Origin of the sequence: Desulfitibacter sp. BRH_c19, from assembly GCA_001515945.1 — a bacterium.
Lineage (GTDB): Bacteria > Bacillota > DSM-16504 > Desulfitibacterales > Desulfitibacteraceae > Desulfitibacter.
In genome coordinates this window covers 39,416-63,354 of sequence record LOER01000023.1, presented here as the reverse complement: position 1 = coordinate 63,354, position 23,939 = coordinate 39,416, and the positions used below count along the sequence as shown (strand labels likewise).

Sequence of the window (23,939 nt, the reverse complement as noted above, 5' to 3'; positions counted from 1 at the left end):
AACGTATTAAGATAGTATTAGCTACTCAAAATAAAGGTAAAATAAAAGAATTTATAGCCATGCTTAATTATAACTCTCTTAATATTGATATGAAATCACTAGTGGACATTGCTAATGTCCCTGAGATTATAGAGGATGGCAAAACGTTTCGAGAAAATGCCTTCATCAAAGCAAAGGCTGTCTCATTACATACTAAGTTGATTACTTTAGCGGATGATTCTGGTCTTGAGGTGGATTATCTCGGAGGAGCTCCAGGTATTCATTCTGCACGTTTTGCTGGTGAACCAAAGGACGATAATAAAAACAATGAAAAGCTTCTTTCATTATTAAAAGATGTACCTTATGAAAAGAGATTGGCACGCTTTAGATGTTCCATATGCATCATGACACCTGATGAAGTGTTTTTTGAAACAGATGGTACCTGTGAAGGTATAATTATTGATGATTTAAAGGGAGAACATGGCTTTGGATATGATCCACTCTTTTATCTGCCTGAATACAAAAAGACATTAGCGCAGTTAGAACCAGATATTAAAAATACAATTAGTCACAGGTCAGAAGCATTCAAAAAAGCAGTTAAAATACTTGCGGATATCTTGCAGAAATAGTCTTGAACCTGGTTGGATTTCGTGTTATAATAACCTCCGTTGAAGACGAAGAAAGACAAAAAGGTAATAAATACCTATAAAAAACCTTTGACATGAGTTTGTATTTGGGGTATAATAAACTTTGTCAGTCGCGCGGCGACGCTGTTTGCGGGTGTAGCTCAATGGTAGAGTTCCGGCCTTCCAAGCCGGTTGTGTGGGTTCGATCCCCATCACCCGCTCCAAAAAAAGTCATTGAGCGCCTGTAGCTCAGTTGGATAGAGCAACGGACTTCTAATCCGTAGGCCACAGGTTCGAATCCTGTCAGGCGTACCATATGTATTTTTGTGAAATCCAACACTGTGGTGGGTGTAGCTCAGGTGGTTAGAGCACCAGATTGTGGCTCTGGGGGCCGTGGGTTCAAGTCCCATCATCCACCCCATAATAAAGTAAAATCATGTTATAGACGATGGGGCGTAGCCAAGCGGTAAGGCATCGGTCTTTGGAATCGACACTCGTAGGTTCAAATCCTGCCGCCCCAGCCATTTACATGAGCCATTAGCTCAGTCGGTAGAGCACCTGACTTTTAATCAGGGTGTCCCGCGTTCGAGTCGCGGATGGCTCACCATTAAAAATTTAATTTAAAATGTGCGGGAATGGCGGAATTGGCAGACGCGCTAGACTTAGGATCTAGTGTCTCACGATGTGCAGGTTCAAGTCCTGTTTCCCGCACCAAACCCAAAAACCAAAGGCACTCAAGAGATTGAGTGTTTTTTTGATTCTGTGATTTGTGGGTTTTGCCTACTATGAAGGTGTCTGATTTTCCTTATATATGTTTCATCTTATTTCTTCATCAGAAGAGCTGAACTTAAGAAATAGTTAAAATTGGGAAAATAAGGAGGAATATGATGGAAATTGTCGAAGAGGAACAAAGACCCTTTATATAAGAGTGCTGTCAGCACTCTAACTTTATAACAACTATCTTTAATTTCTTCCACAATGAAGCAATGAAACCAGTTAAGCTACAGTATATGAAAGCAGAAAGGGACGATAGATATGATTAAAAATGGATGTTTAACCTCATTAGTAGACCATTGGATTGACCCTAGTAAGCCCCAAAAGATGGTAACCATTATCTTAACTTTTCTTTTAATTATTTTGAGTGGCCTGTTAGTTTATTTTACAGGTGGAATAAAATATGTATATTCACATGTTATGTATTTCCCTATTGTACTAGGGGCTATGTTTTTTGGAGTTAAAGGTGGAATCATAACAGGATTAGTTGCAGGTATTGCCCTAGGTCCCTATATGCCTATTGATATAGTCACAGGAGAAAAACAAGAATTAATTAACTGGTTGTTCCGGGCATTTTTTTTTGCTTTTGTTGGTATGTTTATAGGTATATTTGCTCAGAGTTTTCTAAATGCAATTAAAAAGATTAAACATAATAGATATCATGATCAACATACTAATCTCCCAAATCAAAGCTGTTTAGAACTTGGCCTAGACAATGCTATTGTTAAGATTAATCAGGAAGAAATTAATGGATTCAGTTTGCTACTGATAAATATAGAAAATTACATAGAGATTTATTATACATTTGGACCTGAAGCCTCTGATGACCTTATCCAGATATTTATCAACCAAATTAAAGAACTGCTAGATGAAGAAATTTTAGTTTATCAGATATTACCCAATAGATTAGCGGTATTTACAGAAAAGAATACAAATTTGAAAAACAATCAAGATAATCTGACTACAATTCTAAATGGTTTTCAAAGTGACTCCGTACATGTCGATGGGGTTCCAATATATGCAGACATTAGAATTGGAATTGCATCCTGCCCTGAAGATGGAACAGATTCAAAAACCTTATTAAAGTTAGCTGGTATAGCTTTATATAGAGCAAAAAAAGACTATTTGCAGTATGCAGAATATGACGGTGAAACTGATTGGACAAAAAACAGCAAATTGGAGTTGCTTGGCGATATACCAAAAGCAATTAGAGATAATCAGTTCAAGTTATACTATCAGCCCAAATATGATATATGTGAAAAGAAAATTATAGGTCTTGAAGCATTATTACGCTGGTATCATCCAGAAAAAGGGATTATTGGTCCTAACAATTTTATTGCTGAAGCAGAACAAACAGCTTTGATTCATTCAATTACTAAGTGGGTGTTTACTAATGCCCTAGAACAAATTGTTTTGTGTGATAAAGAGGGATTAGAGGTCAAAATTGCAATAAATATTTCATCAAGAAATTTAAAAGATCCGCAATTTACTGCTTTCATGTTAGAGCAATTAAAGGCTTTTGATATTAAACCTGAAAGAATTGAATTGGAAATTACAGAAAGAGAATTGATAGAAGAAACAGGAAGTAGTTATAGAATATTAAATGAACTTGCTCAAAGTGGCTTTGAAATAGCCATAGATGATTTTGGTACTGGAGACACTTCATTGAGATATTTAAAACATATTCCGGCTACTACAATTAAGATTGATAGGAGTTTCATTGAAAATATACATCTAAATTGGAGAGAAGAGAAAATAGTAGAATCTATGATTAGCATGGCTACTGTATTAGGTTACAAAGTTGTAGCTGAAGGAGTAGAGTATCAAGAAGCTGTAGATATTCTTTCAAAGATCAATTGTAATGTTATTCAGGGGTATGTATTTAGCAAACCTATCCCAGGTGAAGAACTTATTGAAAAATTAAAGCTATTTAACGTTAATGGTAAATTTTAACGTAAGTAAATGATGTGTTTATATATTATTTTGATTTTTTGCCCACTGGGTAGATTCTAGTTTATCTTCACGAAGATAAAATCTGCCGTCTTCTGTCACTTGCACAATCTCTGCTTGTATTAGCCTTTCCAGCGCTTGAGGCTTATAATCGCGGTTCTTGACGAGGCGATCAACAACAGTTTGCGGCTTAATCCCTAGTTCAATATTGTATTTCGCATTTTCAGGTGAAACAGCATTTTGCTCACGAAATTCTTTAATCACGGCCGAAATAGCGAACTTCAACATAATTGAGGGAATCAGGAAAATTAAGATGATGGCTACTACTATAAACAGTACAGTATAAAGCATATTTTTGTAGGCCTCCTCAAATTCTAATATTTACTCACTAGCCCTGCATACATTGATACACGAACATTATAACAAAAAAGAGAAGGAACTTCTATTTATGCTTTTTATAGTGCTTACACATCAACTGCTATGTACTCTACTAAGATACCAATACAAGAAGATACCAAGGTGTTAGTATATAAAATAGAACAACTGAAGGCGATCAACCTCCTAAACTGGAAAGCCAGTAAATAATAACCAATAGTGCCGATTTAAGTGCTAATGCATTTATTATCGGCACTTTCATTTGCTATTATAAATAATTGACGATTAATGTCGAAATATGGTAAATTGTACATGAATATGCATTAGACAGCTAATAGCATATTTGCAAAACTATTTGATTTGCTTATTGTAGATTATGCCTCCTAAGAAGGAAGGTTTAAATTTCTTAAAAAATACGCCGAAAATAAGCGGTGAAAGAAGATGGAATAATGGATAATAAAAGCATTTCGATTAGGAACAGCATAATCATTGTATTCATAATACTCATGTTAGCAACAGTTAGCGTGATAGGCTATATTATATTTTCAAACTGGTTGTCTTCGGCAGATGAATCCATAACAAAAATGGCAGAAGACATGAACTCCGAAATATTCCATCAAGTTGATGTATTCGTAGCCGTTCCGTTGCATGTCAATGAAGCAAATCAAGTGCTGTTAGAAAATGACATTGTGAATATACATAATGAGGGTGAACGTGAGAGCTTTTTTGTAGGGGTTTTGAGAGCACATAGTGATGATGTTTACAGTTTTAGCTATGGTACTGAAAACGGGGAATATTATGGTGCTCGAAGAAACGAAAACTATGATATAGAAATTATGAGAAATAATAGAGATACTGATGGCCATTCTTGGTACTATTCCTTAACTGAAGATATGACTGCGGGAGAACTTGTGGTGGAAGCTGGAAAATTTGATCCGCGAACTAGAGATTGGTATAAGGCGGCAAAAGAAACACAAAAGCCGGTATTTTCACCGATATATAAACATTTTGTCATGGATGATTTGACTGTATCGGCAGCTTACCCGATTTACAATAATCTTGACGACCTTCAAGGTGTATTGGGGACCCATATCACCCTTTCAAAAATAGACAACTATTTGGAAGGAATTGTAAAAGATAAAAATGCCTTTGCTGTGATTGTAGAAAGAGATTCCGGAGAATTGATTGCTAACTCGCTTGATATGGAGAATTTTAAAACCCTAGAAGATGGTAGTATAAAAAGGTTGACGATTAATGAAATAGATAATCAAGCAGTAATCCAGGCTCATGAAGATTATAAAAGTACTGAAGAAAGTAATTTTCGAATAAAGAATGAAAACGATAGACTGTATATTAAGATAACGGAGTATTATAATGAAGGATTGGACTGGCTGGTTATTACAGCAATACCTGAAAGTCTGTTTATGGCAGGCATTATTGAAAATATGAAATTGACATTACTGCTGACAATATTAGCTCTTATGCTATCAATAGGAATTTATTTGATGCTTACAAATAGATTCTTAAAACCTATAGACAGCTTGATACGCACTACTGAAAAGTTTTCTCAAGGTGATTTATCCCAAAGGGCAACCATTACCAGAAATGATGAGATTGGAATGATATCGGAATCTTTCAACAAAATGGCAGATACAATATATATGCTTGTCAATAACCTTGAGAAAAAGGTGAAAGAGAGGACGGTAGAGCTAGCAGAAACCAATAATGAATTGAAGGAAAGCAAGGACCAGCTGCACCTCATTTTGGATTCCACCGTAGAAGCAATATACGGGATTGATAATAATGGAAATTGCACATTTTGCAATGCTAGTGTTTTAGAAATATTAGGATATAAACATCAAGATGAGCTGACTGGCAAGAATATGCATTTACAAATTCATCATAGCCATAAAGATGGGACATCGATGTCTATCGAAGAATGCAAAATTTTTAAAGCATTCATCACAGGAAAGGGTACTCATGTAGATGATGAAGTGTTTTGGAGGGCAGACGGCACAAGCGTTGATGTAGAATACTATTCCTATCCCCAGTATAAAGATGGAGAGATTATTGGTGCAGTTATTACTTTTATGGATAATACCGAACGCAAAAAAAATGAGGAACATATCAAGCATTTAAGTTATCATGATTCTTTGACTGGCCTATATAATAGAATGTTCTTTGAAGATGAGCAGAAAAGGATAGACATCAAAAAAAATCTCCCCATATCAATCATTTTTGGGGATGTCAATGGGTTGAAGCTGACAAATGATATCTTTGGTCACGTTGCAGGTGATGCTCTTTTAAAAAAATCATCAGAAATATTGAAAAATATTTGCAGGGAAGAAGACATTGTTGCTCGTGTGGGTGGAGATGAATTCGCAATTCTTTTGCCTAACACAGAGGCAAGTGTTGCAGACAAAATTATCAACAGGGTAAAAAAAGAACTATCTAAAGAACAAATTGTTGCTATAAAGTGTAGCATGTCGATGGGGTATGATACTAAAACAAATGCAGATCAAGATATAGAGAGAACGATGAAAAATGCTGAAGATAAAATGTATAAAGAGAAAACGCTTAATCGAAAAACCATTAATTCCGATATGGTACAGACAATTATCGAAACACTACACGACAAAAGCCCTCGAGAAAAAGAACACTCCATAACCGTAAGTGAAATATGCCAAAATATTGGCCAGGCAATGAAATTATCGCAAACAGAAGTAAGAAAATTAAAGGAGGCTGGATTTTTTCATGATATAGGTAAGATAGTATTAGACAAAGATACTCTTAATAAAAATGATACGTTGACTGAGCAGGAGAAAAAAGAGATGCAGCAGCACCCCGTCGTAGGCTATAGGATTTTAAATTTATTTGATGATACATTAGATTTAGCAGAAGGAGTTTTTAACCATCATGAAAAATGGGATGGTTCTGGATACCCTAAAAAGCTGAAAGGAGAAGAAATTCCCAAATTAGCAAGAGTTATAGCAGTAGCAGAGAGCTATGATGCAATGACAAATAATTTGAATAAAAATGCCTTGAGTAAAGAAGAAGCCTTACAGGAAATCAAGAAATATACTGGAGTAAAGTTTGATCCTGAGATTGTAGACATCTTTATAGATATGATGTCAGGTAACAAAAACTATTTCACACAGAAGAATATTTTATCTTAGCCAGTTTAAGAAATGACCTACTTTAGATTTCTTTCAAAAGGATCTCTTTAATATCTAGCCTTGGTCTCTGTATTCAAATTTAAATATGCCTTAAAAATCTAAAGTATTAAGGTTAATTGGTAGTTTATGGGTCTTATGCTTTTGGCAAAAATGAAAGTTAAAAATCAATAAAGGTTTATGGCTATTTATGGAGAATAAAACTTACAGATGTTATAATTACTAAATATTCTGTATGTAAACTTTGCAATAGATGCAATTCAAGAAGCTAGTAGAGAAAGAAGCACTAAACCGAACAATTAAAGAGTGGTAAAGGGGGAACTATAATTAATGGAAATATTAAAAGTTTCAGCAAAATCTAATCCTAATTCGGTAGCAGGAGCTCTAGCAGGAGTTATAAGAGAAAAGGGGAAAGCTGAAATGCAGACAATTGGAGCAGGAGCTCTTAATCAGGCAATTAAAGCGGTGGCTATTGCCAGAGGGTTCGTGGCTCCTAGTGGTATTGATCTTGTTTGCATTCCCGCCTTTATTGATGTTCAAATTGATGGAGAAGAAAGAACAGCAATAAAACTCATTGTAGGTCCTCGTAAATAACATTTATTTATTGTTTCAAAAATTAAAGGCACTCTTGGAGTGCTTTTTTTATTGCCCACCAGATGATAAGGACACATTAATGTTATGAGCCAGACTGCTAGGTAAGAAGATTGGCCGTCTGTTAAATGAATTCGATGAAATATTAGTGTGGGTTATAAAGGAAGCAATAAGAATCAGAGAATAGTCACAGCATGGGAATAAACTCGGTGAAGAACACTTTAATGGAATTACAATGTATTTAATTGATTATACTAAGGGACAACTCGAAAAGCTGATTATTGGATTATTTCTGTTATAGAGAAAGAGGATATTCCTTTTCCATCAGTAATTAAAGAGTTGGTGTTAAATATTGAACATTTAATTGCTTGTAGTTTGAGAAAGAATTTATCATTATTTGATGAGGCTTGCAGCATACTTGAAAAGATAAAAAATCTAACTAAATTTTTGGAAGGAATACCCGAGGAAGCTTGTGATATCTTTTGTTCTTATGCGCAAAGTAGTGTCCTTGAAACCAGTTGTAATATTGCTGTAGTTGGCCAGGGGTGCTATCAATGTTCCTTGAGTGCAGGGAAGGAGATTAGGGTTAAAGGAGCTTTTAGAGGTGGCGAGATGCTCGCTAATGGAGATATTTGCGTGGATGAAGTTAGGTTCAACAGGTATATCTGTCGGTAAGTCAAAATAAAAACTTCTGACAAAGCCGTTGTTACTTTAAATAGGGTTCATCCCGAAACTTTTGTTCAACTAGATAACCAGTCCTATATTTTTGAAGAGAATATGAAACAAGTGAAGATATATTTGGGAGCCGAAAGAAAAATTAAAATGAGTTTTTTAAAAGATGCTATGCTTAAAGATTACCATATTTATCACTTGACAAAGTAAATAGTTAGTGCTAATATTTCTAGGTGAATAATCTAGACTATTAAAAATTTGCGGGAGTAACTCAGTGGTAGAGTGCAACCTTGCCAAGGTTGAAGTCGAGGGTTCGAATCCCTTTTCCCGCTCCAAACTAGACTATTACCTCGGTTTGTGGTATTATCCAAGCCGAGGTGTTAGTATATTTAAGGCTATTTAGGCTTAATATGTTTAGATTTATAGCAGTTGTTTATAATATACTTATTCTAGTTCATTTGTTATATATTTACCTGAATGTGACAATTTTAAATAAATTAAAGGAATAGAATTTAAGGGGGATCATAATGAAAACTAGTATTAAAGAAAAAGTAAACGGTAAAATCACACTAGAAGTAGAATTAGAATCTTCAGTATTTCAAGGTGCAGTAAATAAGGCTGCAAAAAAATTAGCGAGTAAGGTAAACATACCTGGTTTTAGAAAGGGAAAAGTACCCAAAACTGTACTTCAGAAATTTGTAGGTAGCGAAGCAATTAGCGCTGAAGCTGTTGATGATATTTTACCAGATACATACATAAAAGCACTTGAACAGGAAAAAATTGAGCCAATTGACCAACCAAACATAGATTTAGTACAATTTGAGGAAGGAAAGCCTTTAATATTTACAGCTGAGATTCCTGTAAAACCTGATGTAGAGTTAGGGAACTATAAAGGTGTTGAAGTAAAGCATAAGGATGCAGAAGTTACGGAAAAAGAAATAGAAAACTACCTTGGAACAATGCAGCAGAGACATGCTCAAATTGAGGCAGTTCCTGATAAAGCATTAGAAGAGGGAGATACTGCAATTATGGATTTTGAAGGTTTCTTAGATGGAGAAGCTTTTGAAGGTGGTAAAGGTGAAAATTACAGCCTAGTAATTGGATCTAAAACGTTCATTCCTGGTTTCGAAGAACAATTGGTTGGCATGAAACCTGGTGAAGAAAAGGATATTACTATAACTTTCCCAGAAGATTATGGCAATGAAACATTAAAAGGAAAAGAGACTACTTTTAAAGTAAAAATGAATGAAGTCAAAGTAAAGAAGTTAATGTCGATTGATGATGAATTTGCAAAAGATATAAGTGAATTTGAAACCTTAGAGGAATTAAAGCAGGATGTGGAGAATAAGTTAAAAAAGGCAGCTGAGCAGGAAAATGAGCAACAAATTAGAAATAAAGTATTAGATAAAGTGGCGGAAGGTTGCCAAGTGGAAGTGCCTAATGTTTTAATTGAACGAAAAATTGATGATTTAATTAAAGAGATGGAATTTCGAATTCAGCAGCAGGGTCTAACTTTGGAAAACTATCTAAAGTTTACTAATAGTAGTATGGAACAAATGAGGGAACAGTATGAAGAGAACGCTTCAAATAGTGTTAAAATAGATCTTATATTAGAAGCTATTGCTAAAACCGAGAATATTGAAGTTACTGATGAAGAGCTAGATAAAGAAATTGAAAAAGTTGCAGAACAGAATAAGCAGCCTGCTGAGCAAATTAAACTTTTCCTACAAAGTCAAGGTAGACTTGATTCTTTTAAAGATAGTTTGATGATTGATAAAGCAGTCAATTTACTGGTTGAAAGTGCTAAAATAGTAGAACCCAAGGCTGAAGAAACTGTAAGTGAAAATAAAGAAGAAAATTTATAAAAAATGAGTAACCAAAATCAAGCAGTATAATACGAATACAAATAAGAGGAAAGTTGGTGTATATTTATGTCTGTGCTTGTACCAATGGTAGTTGAACACACAAATAGGGGAGAAAGAGCTTATGACATATATTCCAGGTTGCTCAAAGATAGAATTATCTTTTTAGGCAGTGAAATAAATGATCATGTAGCTAACCTTGTCATTGCTCAGTTGTTATTTCTAGAAGCAGATGATCCTGATAAAGATATACATTTATACATTAACAGCCCAGGTGGATCTATAACTTCTGGAATGGCAATCTTTGATACAATGACATATATTAAACCAGATGTTCAAACTATTTGTGTAGGATTAGCAGCTAGTATGGGAGCATTCTTGCTCGCAGCAGGTTCAAAAGGAAAGAGATTTGCTTTACCAAATAGTGAAATAATGATTCACCAACCTTTAGGTGGAACCCAGGGTCAAGCGATTGATATTGAAATACATGCTAAAAGAATTATTCGCATTAAGGAAAGATTAAATAAAATTTTAGCTGATATCACAAAAAAATCATTAGAACAAATTGAAAAAGATACAGATAGAGATTATTTCCTAACAGCAGAAGAAGCTAAAAATTATGGTATAATTGATAAGGTAATGACAACTAGAGAATTAAGCAGTAAGAAATAGTTAGCTCTTACAAGGCGTACTAAAAAGTTGGTGAGGTGAAATAATGTATAAGTACACCGATGACAAAGGGCAGTTGAAGTGTTCTTTTTGTGGTAAACTACAGGATCAGGTTAAAAAGCTTGTAGCTGGACCTGGAGTATATATTTGTGATGAATGTATCGAACTGTGTAACGAAATAATTGAAGAAGAGCTTAGTGAAGAACTAGGTATAGAAATGGGCGATGTTCCAAAGCCACAAGAAATCAGGGAAATTCTTGACCAATATGTAATAGGTCAAGAAAAAGCTAAAAAGTCCTTGGCTGTAGCTGTATATAATCACTATAAAAGAATTAATATGGGTATGAAAGTTGATGATGTTGAGCTGCAAAAGAGTAATATAGTAATGCTAGGCCCTACTGGTAGTGGGAAAACTCTTTTAGCTCAAACATTAGCTAAAATATTAAATGTACCATTTGCTATTGCAGATGCAACGTCATTAACCGAAGCAGGTTATGTTGGAGAAGATGTAGAAAACATCTTGTTAAAGCTGATACAGGCTGCAGATTATGATGTTGAAAAAGCTGAAAAAGGAATCGTGTATATTGATGAAATAGATAAAATAGCACGGAAATCTGAAAACCCATCAATAACAAGAGATGTTTCTGGTGAAGGGGTACAGCAAGCATTACTAAAGATTTTGGAGGGTACTGTTGCAAGTGTACCACCGCAAGGTGGCCGAAAACATCCTCATCAAGAGTTTATTCAGTTAGACACAACCAATATTCTCTTTATTTGTGGTGGGGCTTTTGATGGAGTGGATAAAATCATAGGTAATAGAATTGGTAAAAAAGGAATTGGCTTTGGCTCTGAAGTCAAAGGCAAGAAAGATAAGAATATTGGAGAAGTCTTAAACAATATTTTACCAACTGATCTATTAAAATTTGGTCTAATACCGGAGTTTGTTGGTAGATTACCGGTTATAGTTACCCTTGAAGCCTTAGATGAAGGTGCTCTTGTGAAAATTCTGACCGAACCTAGAAATGCACTAGTTAAACAGTACCAGAAGCTATTTGAAATGGATACTGTGGATTTGGAATTCGAAAAAGAGGCTTTAGAAGCTATTGCAAAGGAAGCTATTAAAAGAGAAACAGGAGCTAGGGGTTTAAAAGCCATATTGGAAAATATTATGTTAGATGTTATGTATGATATTCCTTCCAAAAAGGATATTAAACATTGTGCTGTTACTAAAGCGGTTGTTGAGGGTAAAAAAACCCCAATACTAACACTAGATAAAAAGGAAGAAACTGCATAGATATCTAAAGGCTCTCTCAACTGAGAGCCTTTTTTATTTTTAGTAAATTCCTTTTCCAGGGGATATATTCGGATAAAAATAATCCTGTTGGCAATAATATTTAAGCAAAGGACTTTAAGTTTTAGCTGGGAAAAGGAGTTGGATTGTTAAAGATGTATTCATATGGTGCTGGACTGGGAAGTGTATTAGGTTTTGTTCAAATATTTTTTGCTATTGTTATAGGACTATATTTTTGGAATCTACTAAAAAATCAGCAGGGTAATAAAGTAGCAGTTGAAAAAGAATCAAAGAAAGAGTTAGAAAAGCTTCAAAAAATGCGCAGAGTTACCTTAAGTCTCCCTCTATCTGAAAAAACTCGCCCCACCTGTTTTACCGAAATTATAGGACAGGAGGAAGGTTTAAAGGCTCTAAAAGCGGCTCTTTGTGGACCCAATCCACAACACGTAATTATCTATGGGCCTCCTGGAATTGGTAAAACTGCTGCTGCTAGGCTAGTACTAGAAGAGGCAAAAAAATCTCCTGATTCACCTTTTAAAAGTGAGGCAAAGTTTATAGAGATTGATGGGGCTACTGCTAGGTTTGACGAAAGAGGAATAGCAGATCCCCTGATAGGTTCAGTCCATGACCCAATATATCAGGGAGCAGGTGCTATGGGTATGGCAGGGATTCCTCAGCCTAAACAAGGAGCAGTAACTAAGGCACATGGAGGAATGCTTTTTATTGATGAAATAGGAGAATTGCACTCTATTCAGATAAACAAGCTACTGAAGGTGTTAGAAGATAGGAGAGTTATTTTAGAAAGTGCATACTATAGCTCTGAAGATAATAGTATCCCAAGTCATATCCATGATATATTTCAAAATGGTCTACCAGCAGATTTTCGCATGGTGGGCGCTACCACACGTCTACCAAATGAAATTCCCCCGGCAATTAGATCTAGATGTATGGAGGTGTTTTTCAGGCCATTGCTCAGCTGTGAAATTGAAGAAATAGCATGGAATGGCGCAAAAAAAATTGGTTTTGAAATAGAACAGAGTGCAGTAAAGGTGGTTGCTAGATATGGCACAAATGGACGAGATGCCGTAAATATTATCCAAATAGCAGCAGGCCTGGCCCTAGGAGAGGGTAGAAAAAACATCTTATGTTCAGATGTGGAATGGGTAGTTAATAGTGGTCAGTATTCTCCTAGACCTGAAAAAAAAATTCATTCCAGTCCCCAGATTGGGCTTGTCAATGGTTTGGCAGTTTGTGGTCCAAGCGTTGGAATGTTGCTAGAACTTGAGGTAAGTGTCTTAAAGGCAGAAAAGGGTCAGGGTAAAGTTGTTGTTACAGGAGTAGTTGAAGAGGAGGAAATGGGATCTCAGGATGGAAAACGACTTCGCAGAAAGAGTATGGCGAAAGATTCTGTAGAAAATGTTTTAACAGTTCTCAAAAGAAACTTTAATTTAGATCCATACAACTATAATATACATGTAAATTTTCCTGGAGGTGTCCCAATAGATGGACCATCAGCTGGTGTAACAATTGCAACAGCAGTTTACTCAGCTATCAAGGAGATTGTTGTGGATAACAAAGTTGCAATGACAGGTGAAGTGTCTATAAGGGGATTTGTAAAGCCTGTCGGTGGCATAGTAGCCAAGGTTGAAGCTGCGCGCCATGGAGGTGCTAAAACAGTCATTATACCAAAAGATAACTGGCAAGAAATGTTTAGCCTTCTTGATGATATAGAGGTAAAACCTGTAGAAACTCTTGAAGAAGTATTATCAATAGCGATTCTCCAAGAAAATATTGAAAGTTGTCAAGGTGTTTTGTCAAATGTAGAAGTACTTACAGCTTCGCAGATTTAAACTGTGGATTAATAACCCAACAAAGGAAACCTTTGCAGGAAATAGTATTATCATGTAGAATATCACTAAGACTATTTCCTGACATGGCTAAGTTTTTTGCCTTAGAATACCACTCGAACTCACCAGGAGGTGTTTACGTGACAATTAAAGCATCTAATTTAAGAAAGGGTATTCCAGTACTTCCATTAAGAGGTGTTTTAGTATTTCCATATATGGTTATACATCTGGATGTCGGCAGAGAAAAGTCAATTAGTGCAATTGATGAAGCGATGCTTACAAATAGAGAAATCTTATTAGTGATGCAAAAGGATGCCCAAACTGACGAACCTGCAATTGAAGAAATTTATCATACCGGGACAATTGCTGAAATTAAGCAGCTATTAAAACTACCGGGTGGAACAATTAGAGTATTGGTAGAAGGAAAAGTAAGGGCGAAAATCGTTAATTTCTTAGATGATCAATCATATCTAAGAGCTGACGCAGAAGAGTTTTCCGAAGAAATCATAATTAGTTCTGAGATAGAAGCTTTAATGAGAACCTTAGTAGATAAATTTGAAAACTATGTAAAGGTTAGCAAAAAAATACCACCAGAAGCAGTAGTGTCAGTTGTTACTGTCGATGAACCTGACAGACTAGCTGATGTAGTTTCAGCTCATCTAACCTTAAAACCTCACGATAAGCAACAGGTTTTAGAAAAAATTGATATCATTAAAAGGTTAGAGTTTCTTTGTGAGATAATAGCCAAAGAAATGGAAATCCTTGAACTTGAGAGAAAAATTAATATGCGGGTCAGGAAGCAAATGGAAAAGACCCAAAAAGAGTATTATTTAAGGGAACAAATGAAAGCAATACAAAAAGAGCTTGGGGAAAAGGATGACCTAAAGGCAGAAACTGAAGAGTTAAAAGAAAAGATAGAAAAGGCACGTATGCCCAAGGAAGCAAAAGAAAAAGCCTTAAAGGAATTAGACCGCCTGGAAAAAATGCCTCCAATGGTCGCAGAGGCAACTGTAGTAAGAAATTATCTTGACTGGATACTGTCAGTTCCATGGCATAAACAGACTAAAGATAGGCTAGATATCAATATGGCACAGACAATATTAGATGAAGATCATTATGCTCTTGATAAGGTTAAAGATAGAATCATAGAGTATTTAGCAATTAGACAGTTAGCAAAAAAAATGAAGGGTCCCATTATCTGCTTTGTTGGTCCTCCAGGAGTAGGAAAGACGTCATTGGCAAAATCAGTTGCTAGGGCATTACAGCGAAACTTTGTTAGGATGTCCTTGGGAGGAGTAAGGGATGAAGCGGAAATTCGTGGCCATCGTAGAACCTATGTAGGTGCAATGCCAGGTAGGATAATTCAAGGAATGAAACAAGCGGGTACTAAAAACCCTGTATTTTTATTAGATGAGATAGACAAGATGAGTATGGATTTTAGAGGAGATCCATCTGCAGCCCTTTTAGAGGTACTAGATCCTGAACAAAATAGTACTTTTAGTGACCATTACATAGAAGCAGCTTATGACTTGTCTAAGACAATGTTTATTACAACAGCCAATATTCAATATAATATACCTAGACCATTGCTTGATAGAATGGAAATAATCTATCTTTCTGGTTACACAGAAGAAGAAAAGCATAAAATCGCAAGTATCCACTTGTTACCTAAGCAATTGAAAGAACATGGCTTAACGGAAAAGCAATTGGACATTTCAGAAAATGGTCTCAGAAGAGTAATAAGAGAGTATACAAGAGAAGCAGGAGTCAGGAACCTAGAAAGGGAATTGGCCACAATATGTCGTAAAACAGCTAGAGATATTGTTGCTAAGAAAGAAAAAAGCCTTAAAATAACTGCTCAAAATATAGAAAAATATCTTGGCATTCCTCGATATAGATATGGAATTGCGGAAAAAGAAAGTGAAGTAGGAGTATCTACCGGTCTAGCTTGGACTGAGGTAGGTGGAGATGTTCTATTTGTGGAGACAACCCTTTATAAGGGAAAGGGCAAACTGACGTTGACTGGTCAGCTTGGGGATGTTATGAAAGAGTCTGCATATGCTGCCTTTAGTTATATTAAGTCTAGAGCTGACAATCTGGGAATTGACTCAAAAACCTTTGAAGATCATGATATCCATATCCATGTTCCTGAAGGAGCAATTCCTAAGGATGGTCCGTCAGCAGGCATTACAATAGCTACTGCTATGGCATCTACATATACAAACAAGCCTGTTCTTAAGGATTTAGCAATGACAGGTGAAATAACCCTTAGGGGAAGAGTACTTCCTATAGGTGGTCTAAAAGAAAAGGTTATTGCTGCCCACAGAGCAGGGATTCGAAAAGTAATACTACCTAAAGAAAATGAAAAAAGTCTCGAAGATGTACCTCAATCAGTTAAGAGAAAGATGGATTTTCATCTTGTAGAACATATGGATGAAGTATTAGCTTTTGCTCTTTTGGATAAGGTACCTAAAGAGGGAGAAAATGAAGGTTAAAAGTGCCACTTTTATAACAAGTGCTGTAAAAAAAGATCAATATCCTGTGGGAGGAAAACCGGAAATTGCTTTTGTAGGAAGGTCAAATGTAGGCAAATCTTCACTTATTAATACCCTCGTTAACAGAAGAGGACTTGTAAAAACTAGTCAAAGACCAGGTAAGACACGTTTAATTAATTTCTTTGATGTAAATGAAGAAATCCATATGGTGGACTTACCAGGATATGGATATGCAGCTGTATCTGGTGGTATGAAAGAACAATGGGCTGGTTTTATTGAGGAATATCTCAAAGAAAGAGAAGACCTAAGATTAGTAATTCAGCTCATAGACATTAGGCACGAACCTACAGATCTTGATGTCCAAATGCATTTGTGGTTACAAAGATTCGGAATACCAAATTTATTGGTTGCTACAAAAGCTGATAAGATTTCTAGGGGGAAATACTCTAAGCATCTAAGTGATATCAAGAAAAAACTCTTACTGGCATCTGATACTAAGATTATTACATTTTCAGCAATGAATAGAGAGGGTAAGGAAGATGTGTGGAAGATTATTATGGATCATATTGACTAATATAAAACTCCGTGAAATCTACGGAGTTTTTTGTTATCATTCTTTTCTTTTTATGACAATTAGATTTCTGTCATCAGTTGGATCTTCTTCACTAACTTTTTCTATATATTTAATAATGGCATTGATTGTGTCATTTGCATTTAAGTCTTTTAATTGATCTAATTTATCATAGAAATTTGTAATGGAAAGCTGTTGGTCCTTTGAGATTTGTATTTCAAAAAATCCATCTGTGAACAAAGATACTTTACCACCAACAGGAAGAGAAACACTAAACTCTTCGTATTTAATGTCTTCAAAAACACCAACTGGTAAGGTTGTGGTCTCATTTAATACACGACTTTCATTATCGTACTGAAGTAATGGTTCAGGATGTCCACCATTAACAAGTTTTAACTCCCAATCTTTTGTATTAATAATCAGGTAAAGAGCTGTGATAAAGCTATCACTATCTGTTAAAGAAAAGAAGTCTATAAGTCCATAGTTTAAAGCTTCAATTAATTTTTTTGGATCCTTCCATAAATGCCTATTCTGAAATAACCTATCTTTTAGTACCATGCTTTTCATCGCTGCAGAAACTCCATGACCACAAATATCTGCCAGGAATACACCAAGATTATCATCATCTATTTCCATAAAATAATAGAAATCTCCTCCAATTTCGATACTAGGTTCGTAGAAAACTGCTATATCTAATGAGTCTATGTCTGGAACAGAATGAGGAAGTATGCTTTCTTGAAGATATTTGGCCATTGCAAGTTCCTTTTTTAGAAGTTTGTAATGATGTTCAAGGTCATCATGAAGTGATTTTGTTAAAAGCAAGGATTTAACTCGTGTGAGTAGCTCGATCCTATCAACTGGCTTAGTAAGAAAATCATCTGCACCAACTTCAATTCCCCTGATTTTGTTTTCTTTGTCATTTAATGCGGTGATAAGCACTACAGGTAAGAATCTAGTATCCGGGTTACTCTTTATCTTGGAACATACTTCATATCCATTTACTATAGGCATCATTATATCCAATAAGACTAAATCAGGTTTATATTTATCTATTTTTTCAAGAGCTTGGGAGCCGTTAACTGCACTAATAAGTTGATAATTTTCATTGGTAGCTGTTAAAAAAGCTTCTAATAAACCTAGGTTCATTTCATCATCATCAACTATTAAAATTTTATATCTTTTTGAGAATTTTTGCATGGATTATAGACCTCCATTTCCGCAACTAACTATCTAAACTAGTGACAGCTTCTTGGGTTTCTCCTTTGAACTCAACTAGAAGAATTCCCATAACCATTAATGCTGCACCAAATAGATGTCTGGAAGTAAATATTTCTCCAAGAAACATATATGCAAAAATAGCAGCAAAAACTGGCTCAGTAGTGATAATTACTATAGTACGTGTGGGTGTTGTGAACTTTTGTGCCCAGGTTTGGATCATAAATGCCAGGCAGGTAGCTGGTATTGCACAAACAAGTAAAGCTATTACAATGGAAGAAGTCATGCTAACGAGTGAGCTTTCTAAGAAGACTGAGCATAAGAGACTTAAAAAAGCTACTGTGACAATCTGCATTGTTACTAATGGTATGGTATCAAACCCTAGACAGTACTTACTTAATAGGAGTATATATATAGCATAGGAAATTGCACAAAAAAGTGTGATTATATCGCCAATGTTATAGGTTAAACTGCTATCAACGGAAAGAAAGAATAGTCCCAGAGCTGCCAAGATTGCCCCAGCTATGCTATAAATTCCGGGAAGTTTTTTAATAACTAATGTAGCAAATAGAGGCACAAAGACAACTGCAAGGCCTGTGATAAAACCAGAATTTGAAGCAGTAGTATACTGCAATCCAACTGTTTGAAAGGTATAACCTAGAAATAGAAAAAAACCTATGATGCTACCAATTTTTATTAATCTTTTATCAAATTTACTTTTATTAAACCAGCATATAAGAAGCATAAAGATGCTCGCAATCAAAAACCGATAAGCATTAAATGTAAAGGGCTGAATATCATCCAAGGCATTTTTAATAACTACAAAGGTTAGTCCCCATATTGATGCCACCAATAATAGAAGTAAATCTGCTTTAATTTGTCTAGTAATTATCATTTACTCTCTCCTTTTGTAACTCGCCTGAATCTAATATTTTCACACATCTAGTTGAAAAGTCAAGAAAAACAATTATGATAGTACACTATTTGGCATAAGATTAATTAAGTTGATCAATTAAAGGGGAGTGATGAAAGTGAGAAGTAAGGCAAAGCTTAGCCTAATATTTATGTGGACAATTACTTTTATTACATGGTTCATTATATTATTATTTCAGATATCATTTGGGGATCCATACATAAGCTTATCAGCCTGGAATATAAGTCTATGGGTAGTACTCTTAATAGGTTTAGGAATTATAGGTTATTATAGTAAAGATTGGAGAAACTTGCGCTTGTATATAGCCATTTGCGCACTGTATCAATTACCATTTACATTATTATATTTTGTTTTTGGAGTTGTTCCTTTAGAGATTTCTATAGAGTTTATAAGTAAAATTTTCTTTGGAACAGTTGCTGGAATGTGTGGCTCTAATATACATAAGCTAAATATCATGGAGAAGAGGATTGAAAAAGACCAGAAAAAGAGATACTCAGTAAAGCTATAATTATGATACAATTAAATGGTATATGACTAGCAAGTTAGGCTAGGACTACACTTAAATTATGGATGTGAAAGTAGAATTCTGTATTCTGTCTTCTGAGCTAGATGGATAGGCACAAATTATTTAGCATAGGTGGTGGAAGTGTGAATTTAGTAGATTCTCTGCTAAGTGGTAACATTAGAGCTTTGGCAAAGGCAATAACCGCTGTCGAAAATGAGTTGCCTGAAGCAGAAGAAATATTAAGCACTCTTTTTCCCCATACGGGGAAGGGCTTTGTTATAGGGGTAACTGGTTCTCCTGGAGCCGGCAAAAGTTCTATGGTAGACTGCATGATAAGTTATTATAGGAAACAGGGTAAAACAGTAGGAGTGATAGCTATTGATCCAACTAGTCCATTTACTGGAGGAGCACTTTTGGGGGACCGAATTAGAATGCAGGAGCATTCTCTAGATGATGGTGTATTCATAAGAAGTATGGGTAGCAGGGGTAGTTTAGGTGGGTTATCCCAGGGCACAAAAAATGCAGTAAGGCTTATGGATGCCTTTGGTAAGGATATAATAATTGTGGAAACTGTTGGTGTGGGCCAATCTGAGATTGAGGTAATGAATGTTGCTCACACAACCTTGGTAGTACTAACTCCTAACGCAGGTGATACTATACAGATATTAAAAGCGGGAATAATGGAAATAGCGGATGTGTTTGTGATAAATAAAGCTGACTTAGATGGTGCAACCAAGGTAAAAGGAGAAGTAGAAGGCTTCTTACACCTTAAGGCGAAGCAAGAGTGGGATATTCCTGTTATCCCTGTTGTTTCAAGCAAAAATCAGGGTATTGATAAATTGTGTGGTAGTATAGAAGATCATTGGAAGCATTTATTTAAGAATAATACTTGGCAAAAGCAAGAAAGGGTGCGCTTGCGTAGAGAAGTTGAAGAAATAATGTCCTTAAAGATAAAAGAATCTGTATTTAAAGAAATTAAAAACAATAGTGAATGGGAAAAATTATTGGACAAACTCTATAATAAATCCTTGGGACCCTACGAGGTAGTTGAGACAATTCTTGACAATTTTTTTAATTGTGTATATGATAAATAAAATAGAATACAGAAATACAGAATATAGGAAACAGAATAGTTTCTTCTGACTCCTAACTTCTGAATTCTGATTTCTAAATCGATGATAGGAAGTAGTAACTATTTTCTTCCTCTAGAGAGAATTGGTCCTTTGGCTGAAAGACCATGAGGTAAGTTATAGTGAAGTCGCCCTGGAGACTAAATGCTGAAGCTAGTAAGCATTTTCGGGTCAGTCCGTTATAACTGGTTAAGTGTCAATAAAGTTGAACTTCTATCAGTAAGGAATATTTTTATTCATTACTGGTGTTTGTTTGATTTTGGAATTAAGGTGGTACCGCGAAAGCTTTCGTCCTTAAAAAAGGATGATGGCTTTTTTTAATGTTTAAAGTAAAATGAAGATAAACGATCATAGTTAGCAGTATGACAATCAACAAGGATGTCAATGTGAGTGTCCCATCAATTAAATTTTGTAGTAATTCATGGGGCATGAAGGATAAAATCCGTAATGATTTGCATGTCTGAGCGTAGCGAGTTTGCAAAGCATAGGATTTTAGTTGTAATGCCACATAGAATTTCTGAAATTTAATTTAGGAAAAAGAACATGACATTTTTGTTAACACATTGAATATCCTCGTTTAGTAATAACTTGAGGTAACTTTTAATATAGGAGGAAAAATTTAATGCAAAAAACCTTAGATTCGAAATACGACCCTCAACAGGTTGAAAGAAAATGGTATAAACATTGGGAGGAAAGTGGTTACTTTCATCAAGAACCTCAAAAAGAAAAAGATCCATATTGTATTGTGATGCCCCCACCAAATGTTACAGGATCTTTGCATTTGGGACATGCTCTAGACAACACATTACAAGACATATTAATACGGTTTAAAAGGATGCAAGGTTACAATACTCTCTGGGTACCGGGAACTGATCATGCAGGTATTGCAACACAGGCTAGAGTTGAAGAGCATCTTGCTAAAGAAGGTCTAACCAAGTATCAACTAGGAAGAGAGAAATTTCTAGAGAGAGTTTGGGACTGGAAACACGAATATGGGAATACCATCACAAGACAGTTAAGGTTATTGGGAGCATCCTGCGACTGGAAACGAGAGAGATTTACAATGGATGAGGGGTGTTCAAAAGCTGTCTTAGAAGTTTTTGTTCAGTTGTATGAAAAAAGTTTAATATATAAAGGAAACTACATTGTAAACTGGTGTCCTAAGTGCAAAACTACCATATCAGATATTGAAGTAGAGCATAAAGACTCAAAAGGAAAGCTCTATCATATTAGGTATCCATTTAAAGATGGAAATGGTCATGTAGTGGTTGCTACAACAAGACCTGAGACAATGCTAGGTGATACTGCCATAGCAGTCCATCCAGATGATGAAAGGTATAAAGAATATATAGGCAAGACTGCTATTTTGCCCATTCTTAATAAGGAGATTCCAATTGTTGCAGATACCTATGTAGATCCTGGGTTTGGTTCTGGTGCTGTCAAAATAACTCCAGCACATGATCCTAATGACTTTGAAATGGCTGTAAGACATAAACTACCCCATGTTGTAGTTATTGGCAAGGATGCTTCAATGACAGGAGAAGCCGGACCATATCAAGGAATGGATAGGTATGATTGTAGAAAACAGATTATTGAAGACCTTGCAAACCAAGGTTATTTGGTAAATATTGAAGAACATGACCATGCAGTAGGGCAATGTTATCGCTGTGATACTATTATAGAACCTCTTGTATCCCCTCAATGGTTTGTAAAAATGAAGCCTCTAGCAGAGCCAGCAATGGAAGCAGCTAAAAAAGGTGATGTACGATTTGTACCAGAGAGATTTACAAAAGTGTATCTAGGATGGCTTGAAAATATTAGAGATTGGTGTATATCAAGGCAGTTATGGTGGGGACATAGAATTCCAGTATGGTACTGTGATGACTGCGGCAAAGAAATCTGCAGTCTAAGTGAACCCAAAGAATGTGATGCTTGTGCTGGGAAGCTTACCCAGGATCCTGATGTTCTTGATACATGGTTTAGTTCTGCATTGTGGCCCTTTTCTACACTAGGTTGGCCAGAAAATACTGAGGACTTAAGTCAATTTTATCCTACAAGTGTACTTGTAACAGGAAGAGATATTATTTTCTTTTGGGTAGCACGAATGCTCTTTATGGGAATTGAGTTTAAGGAGGGTGTACCCTTTGATGATGTATTTATCCATGGTCTAGTGTTGGATGGTCAAGGTAGAAAAATGAGTAAAAGCTTGGGTAATGGTATTGATCCAATAGAGGTTATAGACAAGTATGGAGCTGACACACTCAGATTTATGCTTATTACTGGTAACACTCCAGGTAATGATTTAAGGTTTCAGTTTGAAAGACTAGATGGAGCACGAAACTTTGCAAATAAGATTTGGAATGCCTCCCGCTTTGCCCTGATGAATCTGGAGGATTATGATCCAGAGCAGATTAGCAATTCTAGTAATTATTCTCTTGCAGACAGGTGGATAGTAACTCGTTATCAGGAAGTAGTAAATAAAGTAACCGAATCTATGGAGAAGTATGAATTGGGTGAAGCAGGTAAGATCATTTATGAGTTCATATGGAATGAGCTTTGTGACTGGTATATAGAATTAATTAAACCAAGATTATTTGGAAAAGTTACTGAAGAAAGCAAGAATACGGCTCAGGAAGTTTTGTATAGTACTTTAACAGGAGCACTCCAATTGCTTCATCCATTTATGCCGTTTATTACTGAAGAGATATGGAATCATATGCCTGGTAAACAAGGAAGCATAATGCTCTCAGCTTGGCCAGAGGTTAAGGATGTGAAGGATAGTACTGATGTAGCCAAAATGCAGCTTTTAATGGAAATAATTCGGGGGATTAGGAATATTAGAAATGAGATGAATGTCCCACCTGGCAAAAAGGCAGAGGCTATTATTTTGATAAAATCGCTTGAAGCTAAGGAAGCTCTTAAAGACAATCTTGCTTATATAGAAACCCTTGCTAGTGCATTTCCTATCACCATAAAAGATACTTTGGAAGAAAAGCCTGAAAAAGCTGCTACTGTCGTGGCATATGGTGTAGAAGTTTATGTTCCATTAGAAGGTCTGATAGATGTAGAAGTTGAAGTGAAGCGTCTTGAAAAAGATATTGCTAATATTACCAAAGAACTAGATAGGGTAACCACGAAACTAAATAACAAGGAATTCTTAAAAAAGGCACCCAAAGAAGTTGTGAATAAGGAAACAGAAAAGGAAAAAGAATTAACTGCGAAACATGAAAGCTTAGTGGAAAGACTGTCAGTATTTCAACGTGAATAGGAGAGTATGATA

Annotated in this window: 17 protein-coding genes and 7 tRNA genes; 21 read left to right on the top strand and 3 right to left on the bottom strand. The window is 35.6% G+C overall.

Going from position 1 to position 23,939, the window contains the following annotated elements; all coding sequences use genetic code 11:
• Positions 1-5: 5 nt before the first annotated feature.
• From APF76_13120 to APF76_13085, 8 genes are all read left to right on the top strand, one after another.
• Positions 6-608, top strand: coding sequence for a non-canonical purine NTP pyrophosphatase (locus APF76_13120; GenBank protein ID KUO51669.1), 603 nt, complete (start codon positions 6-8; stop codon positions 606-608).
• Between the two features lie 147 nt (positions 609-755).
• Positions 756-829: transfer RNA gene (locus APF76_13115), tRNA-Gly, on the top strand.
• A gap of 14 nt (positions 830-843) precedes the next feature.
• Positions 844-920, top strand: a tRNA-Arg gene (locus APF76_13110).
• 29 nt (positions 921-949) lie between these two features.
• Positions 950-1,026: transfer RNA gene (locus APF76_13105), tRNA-His, on the top strand.
• Positions 1,027-1,054: 28 nt separating this feature from the next.
• Positions 1,055-1,129, top strand: a tRNA-Gln gene (locus APF76_13100).
• A gap of 7 nt (positions 1,130-1,136) precedes the next feature.
• Positions 1,137-1,212 (top strand) — tRNA-Lys (locus tag APF76_13095).
• Positions 1,213-1,234: 22 nt separating this feature from the next.
• A tRNA-Leu gene (locus tag APF76_13090) sits at positions 1,235-1,319 on the top strand.
• 321 nt (positions 1,320-1,640) lie between these two features.
• The gene (locus APF76_13085) at positions 1,641-3,332 is read left to right on the top strand and encodes a hypothetical protein (protein KUO51582.1); all 1,692 of its coding nucleotides are present in this window, start codon (positions 1,641-1,643) and stop codon (positions 3,330-3,332) included.
• A gap of 18 nt (positions 3,333-3,350) precedes the next feature.
• Here the strand turns inward: APF76_13085 and APF76_13080 are convergent, their stop codons facing one another.
• Positions 3,351-3,680: a hypothetical protein gene (locus APF76_13080; protein KUO51581.1), complete on the bottom strand. Its 330-nt coding sequence runs from the start codon at positions 3,678-3,680 to the stop codon at positions 3,351-3,353.
• A 473-nt stretch (positions 3,681-4,153) separates the two neighbouring features.
• On the opposite strand from APF76_13080, the gene APF76_13075 reads away from it, so the two are divergent.
• The 10 genes from APF76_13075 to APF76_13030 all read left to right on the top strand — a co-directional run bounded on the left by APF76_13075 (position 4,154) and on the right by APF76_13030 (position 16,878).
• Complete coding sequence (locus APF76_13075) at positions 4,154-6,880, top strand: diguanylate cyclase (GenBank protein ID KUO51580.1); 2,727 nt, start codon at positions 4,154-4,156, stop codon at positions 6,878-6,880.
• A 327-nt stretch (positions 6,881-7,207) separates the two neighbouring features.
• Positions 7,208-7,471 (top strand): stage V sporulation protein S, encoded by a 264-nt coding sequence (locus APF76_13070; GenBank protein KUO51579.1) that lies wholly within the window; start codon positions 7,208-7,210, stop codon positions 7,469-7,471.
• 339 nt (positions 7,472-7,810) lie between these two features.
• Positions 7,811-8,143 carry a hypothetical protein gene (locus APF76_13065; protein KUO51578.1) on the top strand — a complete coding sequence of 111 codons (333 nt, stop codon included), beginning with the start codon at positions 7,811-7,813 and terminating at the stop codon, positions 8,141-8,143.
• 257 nt (positions 8,144-8,400) lie between these two features.
• Positions 8,401-8,475: transfer RNA gene (locus tag APF76_13060), tRNA-Gly, on the top strand.
• Between the two features lie 192 nt (positions 8,476-8,667).
• Positions 8,668-10,005, top strand: coding sequence for a trigger factor (tig, locus tag APF76_13055; protein ID KUO51577.1), 1,338 nt, complete (start codon positions 8,668-8,670; stop codon positions 10,003-10,005).
• A gap of 66 nt (positions 10,006-10,071) precedes the next feature.
• Positions 10,072-10,674 (top strand): ATP-dependent Clp protease proteolytic subunit, encoded by a 603-nt coding sequence (locus tag APF76_13050; protein ID KUO51576.1) that lies wholly within the window; start codon positions 10,072-10,074, stop codon positions 10,672-10,674.
• Positions 10,675-10,717: 43 nt separating this feature from the next.
• Positions 10,718-11,965 carry an ATP-dependent Clp protease ATP-binding subunit ClpX gene (locus tag APF76_13045; GenBank protein ID KUO51575.1) on the top strand — a complete coding sequence of 416 codons (1,248 nt, stop codon included), beginning with the start codon at positions 10,718-10,720 and terminating at the stop codon, positions 11,963-11,965.
• 152 nt (positions 11,966-12,117) lie between these two features.
• Positions 12,118-13,812, top strand: coding sequence for a Lon protease (locus APF76_13040; GenBank protein ID KUO51574.1), 1,695 nt, complete (start codon positions 12,118-12,120; stop codon positions 13,810-13,812).
• A gap of 143 nt (positions 13,813-13,955) precedes the next feature.
• Positions 13,956-16,304 carry a DNA-binding protein gene (locus APF76_13035; GenBank protein ID KUO51668.1) on the top strand — a complete coding sequence of 783 codons (2,349 nt, stop codon included), beginning with the start codon at positions 13,956-13,958 and terminating at the stop codon, positions 16,302-16,304.
• Entirely contained in the window at positions 16,294-16,878 is a 585-nt protein-coding gene (locus APF76_13030) for a GTP-binding protein (GenBank protein KUO51573.1), read from the top strand. The genes APF76_13035 and APF76_13030 overlap by 11 nt, the downstream gene beginning before the upstream one ends.
• Positions 16,879-16,914: 36 nt before the next feature.
• On the opposite strand, the gene APF76_13025 is transcribed toward APF76_13030, so the two are convergent.
• Both APF76_13025 and APF76_13020 read right to left on the bottom strand, forming a co-directional pair.
• A complete protein-coding gene (locus tag APF76_13025; protein KUO51572.1) occupies positions 16,915-18,072 on the bottom strand; it encodes a hypothetical protein in 1,158 nt (385 codons plus the stop codon).
• Positions 18,073-18,097: 25 nt separating this feature from the next.
• Positions 18,098-18,985 carry a hypothetical protein gene (locus tag APF76_13020; GenBank protein KUO51571.1) on the bottom strand — a complete coding sequence of 296 codons (888 nt, stop codon included), beginning with the start codon at positions 18,983-18,985 and terminating at the stop codon, positions 18,098-18,100.
• 136 nt (positions 18,986-19,121) lie between these two features.
• Between APF76_13020 and APF76_13015 the strand changes: the two genes are divergently transcribed.
• The 3 genes from APF76_13015 (at position 19,122) to APF76_13005 (ending at position 23,927) form a co-directional block, all read left to right on the top strand.
• Positions 19,122-19,532 carry a hypothetical protein gene (locus tag APF76_13015; GenBank protein ID KUO51570.1) on the top strand — a complete coding sequence of 137 codons (411 nt, stop codon included), beginning with the start codon at positions 19,122-19,124 and terminating at the stop codon, positions 19,530-19,532.
• Between the two features lie 140 nt (positions 19,533-19,672).
• Complete coding sequence (locus tag APF76_13010; GenBank protein ID KUO51569.1) at positions 19,673-20,623, top strand: GTPase; 951 nt, start codon at positions 19,673-19,675, stop codon at positions 20,621-20,623.
• 658 nt (positions 20,624-21,281) lie between these two features.
• Positions 21,282-23,927 (top strand): valine--tRNA ligase, encoded by a 2,646-nt coding sequence (locus APF76_13005; protein ID KUO51568.1) that lies wholly within the window; start codon positions 21,282-21,284, stop codon positions 23,925-23,927.
• Positions 23,928-23,939: the final 12 nt, after the last annotated feature.